This is a genomic window from Sporosarcina sp. P26b (assembly GCF_002743245.1).
Classification (GTDB): domain Bacteria; phylum Bacillota; class Bacilli; order Bacillales_A; family Planococcaceae; genus Sporosarcina; species Sporosarcina ureae_C.
In genome coordinates this window covers 20,392-28,318 of the sequence record NZ_PDYW01000025.1, presented here as the reverse complement: position 1 = coordinate 28,318, position 7,927 = coordinate 20,392, and the positions used below count along the sequence as shown (strand labels likewise).

Below are 7,927 nucleotides of genomic sequence, written 5' to 3'. Positions count from 1 at the left end.
AAGATCTTACCCTTTTAATCAAGCTAGTAAACCATGGATAGTGCATGGGATGCGGGTTATAAATTTACTATCAATTCTTAAGTTGACAGCTATGGGCTCAAGCCACGCCCACCGGAAAGCGTCCCCAGCTGGAGCCTCAATCCCCTCCCACTCACTAATTTTCACTATTTATCTATCCTCTCACCCCATAAAAAAAAGCCCACAGCAAGTGTGAGCTTAAGCCATTACATATTCATGGGCTGCTTCGTCTTGTACGAGCAACTCCTTCAAATACTTCTTCGCACGGAACAAGCGAGACTTCACCGTACCGATCGATACACTCATCAACCCGGCAATCTCTACCAACGAATACTGATTCACATAGAAATACTCAATCGTCTTCCGGTAAATCCCATCCAACTCGCCGATCTTCTGCTGCACCAGCTCCGAAATATCACTCTGCTCCATCAACTCAGCAGGTGTTTTCGAATTACTGGGAACCAAATCAAGGATCGGAACGTCTAATGTATCAGGTTGATTCATCACGTATTGACTGTGACGTACATTTTTTCTATAACGGTCGCGGAATGTGTTCATACAAATCGTTGTTAACCAAGCTTTCATACGGTTCACTTCGCTCATTTCACCACTATAGCGTACAACCTTTACCCATACGTCTTGCATGAGATCTTCTGCTTCTTCTTTATTGCGAGTCAATTTAAGACATAAATGATATATATAGCGTCCATATTCTTCGTATAATGCGTTTAAGTCGTTTTTCATAATAAGTAGCCTCCGTTTTGTAACTGATACCCTTATTATCACCGACAAACACATTATGAACTATCGCTTTCTCTTTCAGTAACCTTACAGTTATGTAAGGTTACTTGACATCTCTTAAACTTCTATGGCCTCTTCTTGTTCTTCTTTCTTGGTAATCCTCAGACGTAAAATCCGTGTTCGATCCATCTCTTCGATTTCAAACAACAACGACTTGTAGTTGAACGATTCGCCCACTTCGGGAATATGACCCACTTCTTGAAAAACAAATCCACCGATTGTATCATGATCTGTCGGCAACTCTATGTCGAGAAGTTCAATGACGTCTTCAATCTCCAAGCGTCCTTGACAAACTAAGTGATTATCTTCTTTCTCAAAGACCATCGACTCTTCCTCTACATCCGTTTCATCCTCTATATCCTGTCCAATCATTTCTTCAATAATATCTTCCTGCGTTACAATACCAAGTGTTCCACCGTATTCATCTAGCACGATGGCCATATGCTTCTTTTGTGTCAGCATCCGTTTAAATACTAGTTCCACACTGGCTGTCTGGACGACGAACAACGGTTGACGATCAATGACATCCGCAAACGACCGCTCAGGATACATCGACCACTCGATTATCATTTTCGAATAAAAAATACCGACCACTTTGTCGATACTTTCTTCATATACAGGGTAGCGAGTGTAGAAATATTGCAATACGACATCGCGTACTTCTTCATACGTAGAATCCATCGATAGCGAAATAATGTCCGTACGGTGTGTTTCCATTACATCACTGACATCTTTATCGCGGAAGTCGAGCATCCCTTTTAAACGAAGAGATTCATCTTGCCCGAATGTACCTTCTGTAGATGCGATATCTACCATAGAACGGACGTCTTCTTTCGTCAAAGTCGCTTCTGTGATCGTTCCTTTAGAAATCAAACGAACGAAGAAATTTGTAAACAGTGACAAGACTAACGTCAATGGAATCAATAACTTCACGAGTACCGTAATAGGCGGTGCTACGATATACGCGATACGATCCGCAAATGTAGCAGCAATCGTTTTCGGTAATACCTCTCCAAATATAATCAAAACTACCGTTAAAATCCCTGTCAATAATCCAATACTCAATCCTTTGTCGATGGCAATCATCGTTACAATGGTCGGCATTAAAATATTGGCAATATTATTTCCGATTAAAATGGCCGTAATCATACGATCCGGCTTGGAAATCAATTTCCTTAATTTTATCGATTTAATGTCTCCCTGATCCGCGCGCAATTGAACTTTCATTCGATTGATAGCAGTCAGAGCTGTTTCACTTCCCGATAAAAAGAAAGACAAGAACAAACAAAGTCCCAGTGCAATAAACAATTGCGTCTCCTCCAGCGTTTCTCCATTTATTTGTTATCATTCATCAATTGTTAATTCCATGAATCCAACATTTCTTATTGCGTAAGTATATCATACATATAAACTGAGCCGTTAATGCAACACGCAAATTAGGACGTCTACTTTTAACATTCGGTTCCCTTATCTGTAAGCGTCTAAACCTTAATGCATCACGATCTTCTGCTATACTGTGAATAGAAAATATCCAAAGAAAAGAGGGTTTATTATGACTTCATTACAATCATTGGACCAATATTTCACGAATAACCGCGACCGCCACTTGGAAGAATTAACAAAATTCTTAGCAATTCCAAGTATCAGTGCACTTTCCGAGCATCAACCGGATATGCAAAAAGCAGCGGAATGGCTGTCGAATGAATTTGAAAGTATCGGACTGGAAAATGTATCGATTGAAAAAACCGCTGGACAATCTGTTGTCTATGCAGACTGGTTGCATGCTGAGGGTCAGCCAACTATTTTGATCTACGGTCACTACGATGTGCAGCCTGTTGATCCACTCCACTTATGGGAAACACCTCCATTTGAAGCAACTATCCGTGATAATAAATTATATGCACGCGGAGCAAGCGATGATAAAGGGCAAGTGTTTATGCACAGTAAAGCAATCGAGGCGCTGATGAATGTTGAAGGCAAACTTCCCGTCAACGTCAAGCTTATTATAGAAGGAGAAGAGGAAATCGGCAGCCCGAGTCTTGAGGAATATATCCAAAATAATCAAGATAAGCTAGCGGCAGACTTCATCGTCATTTCTGATACTGGCATGTACGGACCTGGACAACCGGCCATTTGCTACGGACTGCGCGGGTTAGCGGGCGTACAGATTGATGTAAAAGGACCTAAAGGCGACTTGCACTCCGGACTATACGGTGGTGGCGTTCAAAACCCAATCCACGCACTCGTCGAAATCCTAGCTTCATTCCGTGATGCTGAAGGAACAATTGCGATCGATGGATTCTATGATCAAGTTCGCGACCTAACCGAAGAAGAACGCGCAGGCTGGGCGGCTCTTGATTTTGATAGAGAAGCAGTGAAAAAAGAAGTGGGCGTCAAAGAACTTACAGGCGAACCCGGCTATACGTACACGGAACAAACATGGGCTCGTCCTACACTCGAGATCAACGGTGTATTCGGTGGATTCTCAGGAGAAGGCATCAAAACCGTTCTTCCTTCCGAAGCCGGAGCAAAAATCACATGTCGTCTAGTTCCAGATCAAGAACCTGACGAAATCGTAGAAAAACTACGTGCGCACATCGCGAAACACGAACCAGTGGGTTGTGAAGTAACGATCACGGAATTCGATAAGGGTAAACCTTACTTAACGCCATACGACCACGAAGTCATTCAAGCGGCGGGCCGAGCATATGAGCAAGTCTACGGTGTACCAACTGTCTACACTCGCGGTGGTGGCTCTATTCCAATCGTCGCAGCATTCGATGAAATACTTAAGTTACCTGTAGTATTAATGGGCTTTGGTCTAGATACAGAAAACTTCCACGCGCCGAATGAACACTTCCACTTGGAAAACTTCGACAAAGGACTGCGTGTGATTAGTGGTTACTATGGAGAGATTGAAAAGCTCGGTCTGTGAGTTTAAAGTCTATGAGCGGATTCACGCCTGCATAGAGCACTCGGACGGAGTCTATGAGCGAATTCACGACTGCATAGAGCACTCAGCCAGATTCTATGAGCGAATTCACGCCTGCATAGAGCACTCAACGCAGTCTATGAGCGGATTCAAGGCTGCATAGAGCACTCAGCCAGATTCTATGATCACATCACTCCCAACACACATCCCTACTCACCTTTTCAACATACAAAAACAGGCTACTCCACATCGTGGGGTAGCCTGTTTCTTATTTCACTCTTCTTCGTCTGGTTCACTGCCAAAGTACGTAATAATTTCTTCGATTGGCTTACGTGGTGCTGCTTTCGGTAATGAATCGAAATGACCGAACTGCAACATGCTGATGATACGCTCGCCTGACTTTATACCCAAGCGTTCGCGGAACTTCGGATTATCGATAAACGGAGGTGTTTTCCAGCACGTTCCTACTCCACGATCCCAAGCAAGCAATTGAATATTCTGGATCAGTATGCTGGCTGCCGCAAAATCCTCCAGCCGTTCTTTTTGGCGTACATCTTCAGGTACGATGACGAATACAGCTGCACTGGCAGTCGAGAACTTCTTCATTTGTTTTTCAAGATCCTCGTCAGAAAGCTGTTTCCAATTTGCTACACCGAACTCCTTCAAGACGTCCAAAAGCTGTTCATACTGTTCATCTGTTGCTACGATCAATCGCCAAGGATTACGGTTTCCGTGGTTTGGCGCCCAAATGGCATCTTCTATGATTTCTGGGATGATCTCTGGTTCGATCGGTTGTCCGTTAAAATTCTTAATAGAGCGCCGTGATACGATGGCCTCTCTTACCGATAATGCTTGTTCATTCACACTCAACCTTCTCCTTTGCAATAAGTATCTGTTTTTCATTATACCCTAACTTGGTAGTCTGTTGCTAGAGGCTATGGGAAACACTTTGATGCAGAGCTGGATATTTATGAGAAGTCGTCATGTATTTTGAAAAAGATGTATTTTGCGTTTGGCGAGTAGGCATAGGAGTCCTTATAGTCCCATGTGCGGTTATGCGCGTTATACGTATGTGCACTGACGAGTGGGTTATCTCCGTCCATAGCAGTTACAATCGTCGAATGATCGAAACGGCCGTCCCCTTGGAGGTCATACGAAATTACATCGCCCGGTCGTAATTCTTGGGCGCTCTTAACTTGTGTAGCAGTCAGCCCTTTTGTGGAAGTGGCTAGATACCAGCGCAATGAATGGGCAACGGTGAAACTGAAACTCCACGTGCCTTTGTACATCCACCAACCTTTTTCACGGTTTGGTGCGCCATGCATCGGTGCACCGCCTGCCAATAAACATTGTGAAATAAAATTCGTACAGTCATCATCAAAAATTGGGAACGCTGGATTTCTACCGTTCCACCATTTATCCGCGTAGCGAACTGCTGCTTGTCTATCGTACAAAAAAATCCCTCCTTGTCACATCATATGACAAAGAGGGACGTTCGATTAATGATGTAATACTTTCGATAAAAAGTTTTGGGCGCGTTCCGTATCTGGGTTCGTGAAGAACTTGGCCGGAGAGGCTTGTTCAACCACTTTACCATCTGCCATAAAGATAATTTCGTCGCAGATTTCTTTAGCGAAGCCCATTTCGTGTGTCACGACGACCATTGTCATACCACTTTCAGCGAGTTTACGAATCGCATCGAGCACTTCCGTGACCATCTCAGGATCGAGTGCGGATGTGGGCTCATCGAAAAGCATGACTTGCGGATCCATCGCGAGCGCACGGGCTATTGCGACACGCTGTTGCTGGCCGCCTGATAATCGGTTTGGATAGGCGTCGAATTTGTCGCCAAGACCGAGTGAAGTCAGCAACTCTTTCCCTCGCTCTTCCGCCGCACTTTTGCTAAGTCCTTTTACATTGATTGGTGCCAGTGTCACGTTTTGCAACGCGGTTAAGAATGGATAGAGATTAAAGCTTTGGAAAACGAACCCAATTTCAGAACGTGCTTTATTAATATTTACTTTTTTGTCGTGAATGGAAATTCCGTCTACGATGATTTCTCCATTATCAATGGGCTCGAGCGCATTGATTGTTCGGATTAATGTAGACTTCCCTGCTCCACTTGGGCCAATAACAGCCACCACATGGGATTTAGGTACTTCAAGTGAGACGTCTGTCAGCACTTGATTCATACCGAATGTTTTATTGACATTTTTGATAGAAATCATATCTGACACTCCTTCACATCAAACTTCATGAATTTTCTCTCGCTAATAGCTTCTGTTCGATCGCACGGATGATCATGGACAACGTGAACGTCATGGCAAAGTACACTAGACCGACGAACGTCCACACTTCAATGGAGCGGAACGTTGTCGACACTAGATTCTTCGCATTCAATGTCAGTTCCGTTGCACCGATTACCGAGATCAACGATGAATCTTTAATTAGCATGATGAATTGTGAAGCAAGTGGTGGTAGAACGCGTCGGAATGCTTGTGGCAAAACAATCAAGCGCATGGCTTGCCAGTAGGTCATACCCGACGAACGGGCTGCTTCCATCTGACCTCTTGGCACGCCTTGTATTCCTGAGCGAACAATTTCCGCAATAAACGCAGCCGTAAAGACTGCCAAACCGATAATTGATCCCCAGTAGGAACCAAGTTTTAAAAACTGTCCCAGTACAAAGAAAATCCAAATCAATAATACTAGCAACGGCACGCCGCGCATGACTTCCACATAGGCTGAGGAAAGAATACGGATAAATCTATTGCGGGAAATTCTGCCCATTCCGATAATAACCCCAAGCGGAATAGCCAACAATAATGCAATCGCTGAAATTTCAAGTGTCTTTAGCGCACCTGCAATAAAGATATCCATATTTTGTGATATTACACTGAAGTCATATTCATAGCCGCCCATATTATTCTCCTGAAACCTTATCTAGCCAGTCGCTTTCCTCGAACCAACGATTTCTTGATTCCAACTCTTCTGGACTGTCGATATAGCTGAATAAGAATGAATTAAGCCATTGAACTGTTTCAAAATCATTTTTCTTTACAGCTATCCCTAAGTTCTCAGCAGATAATAAACCTTCCATCTGATGAACTTTCCCTTCGTTCTCCAAGCGCCATACTGCAACTGCAGGTTCGTCATAGACGACAGCATCCGCTTGTCCTGAACCCATCGTCGTAGCAGCTAACGGGAAGTCTTCAAAATCTACTACTTCCGCATTTTTAAACTGAGATTTCGCAAGCAAAGCACCTGTAGTTCCGATCCCTACAGCAATCTTCTTACCTTTTACATCGAGCTCTTCCCATGATTTAATGCCTTTGTTCGCTGCAGGTACCATGATGGCCTGACCTGTCTTGTAATATGGATTCGACATACTGACTGATAATGCACGGTCTCCACGAATCGTCATGCCTGCGATAACCATGTCCACTTCGCCTGTTTGCAAAGCTGGCACTAAGCCATCAAATACAAATTGCTTGAACTCTACTTCCGTTTTCAGCGCTTCCCCTACCGCATTTGCTAGATCGATATCATACCCAACAAAGCCGCCTTCTGTACTTTTCATTTCAAAAGGGAAATAACCGGGTGCAATTCCAATCACCAGTTTTTTGTTGTCTTTAATATTTTTTAATGTAGACTTCTCGGATGAACTTGCCCCTCCGCCGTCATTACTGCTACAACCTGCTACAACCAATACCAAAATTAGTACTAGTGCTGTAAACATCTTCTTCATACATTTCCCCTGCTTTCTCTCGTTTGGTATAAATATTCTAAATTAATATAATTATAAGATAATGAATAGTATCTGTCTACAAGTATATGTATACGGTTACTTGCATACTTCATACAGTAGCCAAGCTCTTATAATAGTTATTTACTCTAGTACTCAATATACGTTATAATGAATAAATATACAACAAAAAAAGTTTTATTCTATACTATTTAGGGGTATCTATAAGGGATAGCAACATAAAAAAACGACAGTTCGTTGAGATTTCTCTCAAGAACTGCCGCTACTACTTTAATGGAGCATAGGGGGCTCGAACCCCTGACCTTCGCACTGCCAGCGCGACGCTCTCCCAGCTGAGCTAATGCCCCTCGTATCTGATACAATATAGAGTATATCAACTGTTCGTTTAAAAAACAATAGGCAAGAAAGGT

The 7,927-nt window shown here is 43.2% G+C and carries 7 protein-coding genes, 1 tRNA gene and 1 pseudogene; 1 reads left to right on the top strand and 8 read right to left on the bottom strand.

Annotated elements, in window-relative coordinates; all coding sequences use genetic code 11:
• Positions 1-216: 216 nt before the first annotated feature.
• Positions 217-762 carry an RNA polymerase sigma factor gene (locus CSV69_RS14405; RefSeq protein ID WP_085428084.1) on the bottom strand — a complete coding sequence of 182 codons (546 nt, stop codon included), beginning with the start codon at positions 760-762 and terminating at the stop codon, positions 217-219.
• Positions 763-876: 114 nt separating this feature from the next.
• Positions 877-2,127, bottom strand: coding sequence for a hemolysin family protein (locus CSV69_RS14400; RefSeq protein ID WP_085428083.1), 1,251 nt, complete (start codon positions 2,125-2,127; stop codon positions 877-879).
• A gap of 244 nt (positions 2,128-2,371) precedes the next feature.
• Here CSV69_RS14400 and CSV69_RS14395 point away from each other — a divergent pair, with 244 nt between their 5' ends.
• A complete protein-coding gene (locus CSV69_RS14395; protein WP_085428082.1) occupies positions 2,372-3,754 on the top strand; it encodes a dipeptidase in 1,383 nt (460 codons plus the stop codon).
• Positions 3,755-4,024: 270 nt separating this feature from the next.
• Here CSV69_RS14395 and CSV69_RS14390 read toward each other — a convergent pair whose 3' ends face one another.
• The 6 genes and pseudogenes from CSV69_RS14390 to CSV69_RS14365 all read right to left on the bottom strand — a co-directional run bounded on the left by CSV69_RS14390 (position 4,025) and on the right by CSV69_RS14365 (position 7,864).
• Entirely contained in the window at positions 4,025-4,615 is a 591-nt protein-coding gene (locus tag CSV69_RS14390; RefSeq protein WP_085428080.1) for a nitroreductase family protein, read from the bottom strand.
• A 104-nt stretch (positions 4,616-4,719) separates the two neighbouring features.
• Positions 4,720-5,217: pseudogene (locus CSV69_RS14385) on the bottom strand (amidase domain-containing protein); the annotation flags it as partial.
• Between the two features lie 33 nt (positions 5,218-5,250).
• Positions 5,251-5,979, bottom strand: coding sequence for an amino acid ABC transporter ATP-binding protein (locus tag CSV69_RS14380; RefSeq protein ID WP_085428078.1), 729 nt, complete (start codon positions 5,977-5,979; stop codon positions 5,251-5,253).
• A gap of 25 nt (positions 5,980-6,004) precedes the next feature.
• A complete protein-coding gene (locus CSV69_RS14375) occupies positions 6,005-6,673 on the bottom strand; it encodes an amino acid ABC transporter permease (RefSeq protein WP_085428077.1) in 669 nt (222 codons plus the stop codon).
• Position 6,674: 1 nt separating this feature from the next.
• The gene (locus CSV69_RS14370; RefSeq protein ID WP_085428076.1) at positions 6,675-7,499 is read right to left on the bottom strand and encodes a transporter substrate-binding domain-containing protein; all 825 of its coding nucleotides are present in this window, start codon (positions 7,497-7,499) and stop codon (positions 6,675-6,677) included.
• 292 nt (positions 7,500-7,791) lie between these two features.
• Positions 7,792-7,864: transfer RNA gene (locus tag CSV69_RS14365), tRNA-Ala, on the bottom strand.
• Positions 7,865-7,927: the final 63 nt, after the last annotated feature.

Coding starts and splice junctions, on each gene's coding strand:
- CSV69_RS14395 (WP_085428082.1), top strand. CDS start 2,372: ATGACTTCATTACAATCATTGGACCAATATTTCACGAATAACCGCGAC.
- CSV69_RS14405 (WP_085428084.1), bottom strand. CDS start 762: ATGAAAAACGACTTAAACGCATTATACGAAGAATATGGACGCTATATA.
- CSV69_RS14380 (WP_085428078.1), bottom strand. CDS start 5,979: ATGATTTCTATCAAAAATGTCAATAAAACATTCGGTATGAATCAAGTG.
- CSV69_RS14370 (WP_085428076.1), bottom strand. CDS start 7,499: ATGAAGAAGATGTTTACAGCACTAGTACTAATTTTGGTATTGGTTGTA.
- CSV69_RS14375 (WP_085428077.1), bottom strand. CDS start 6,673: ATGGGCGGCTATGAATATGACTTCAGTGTAATATCACAAAATATGGAT.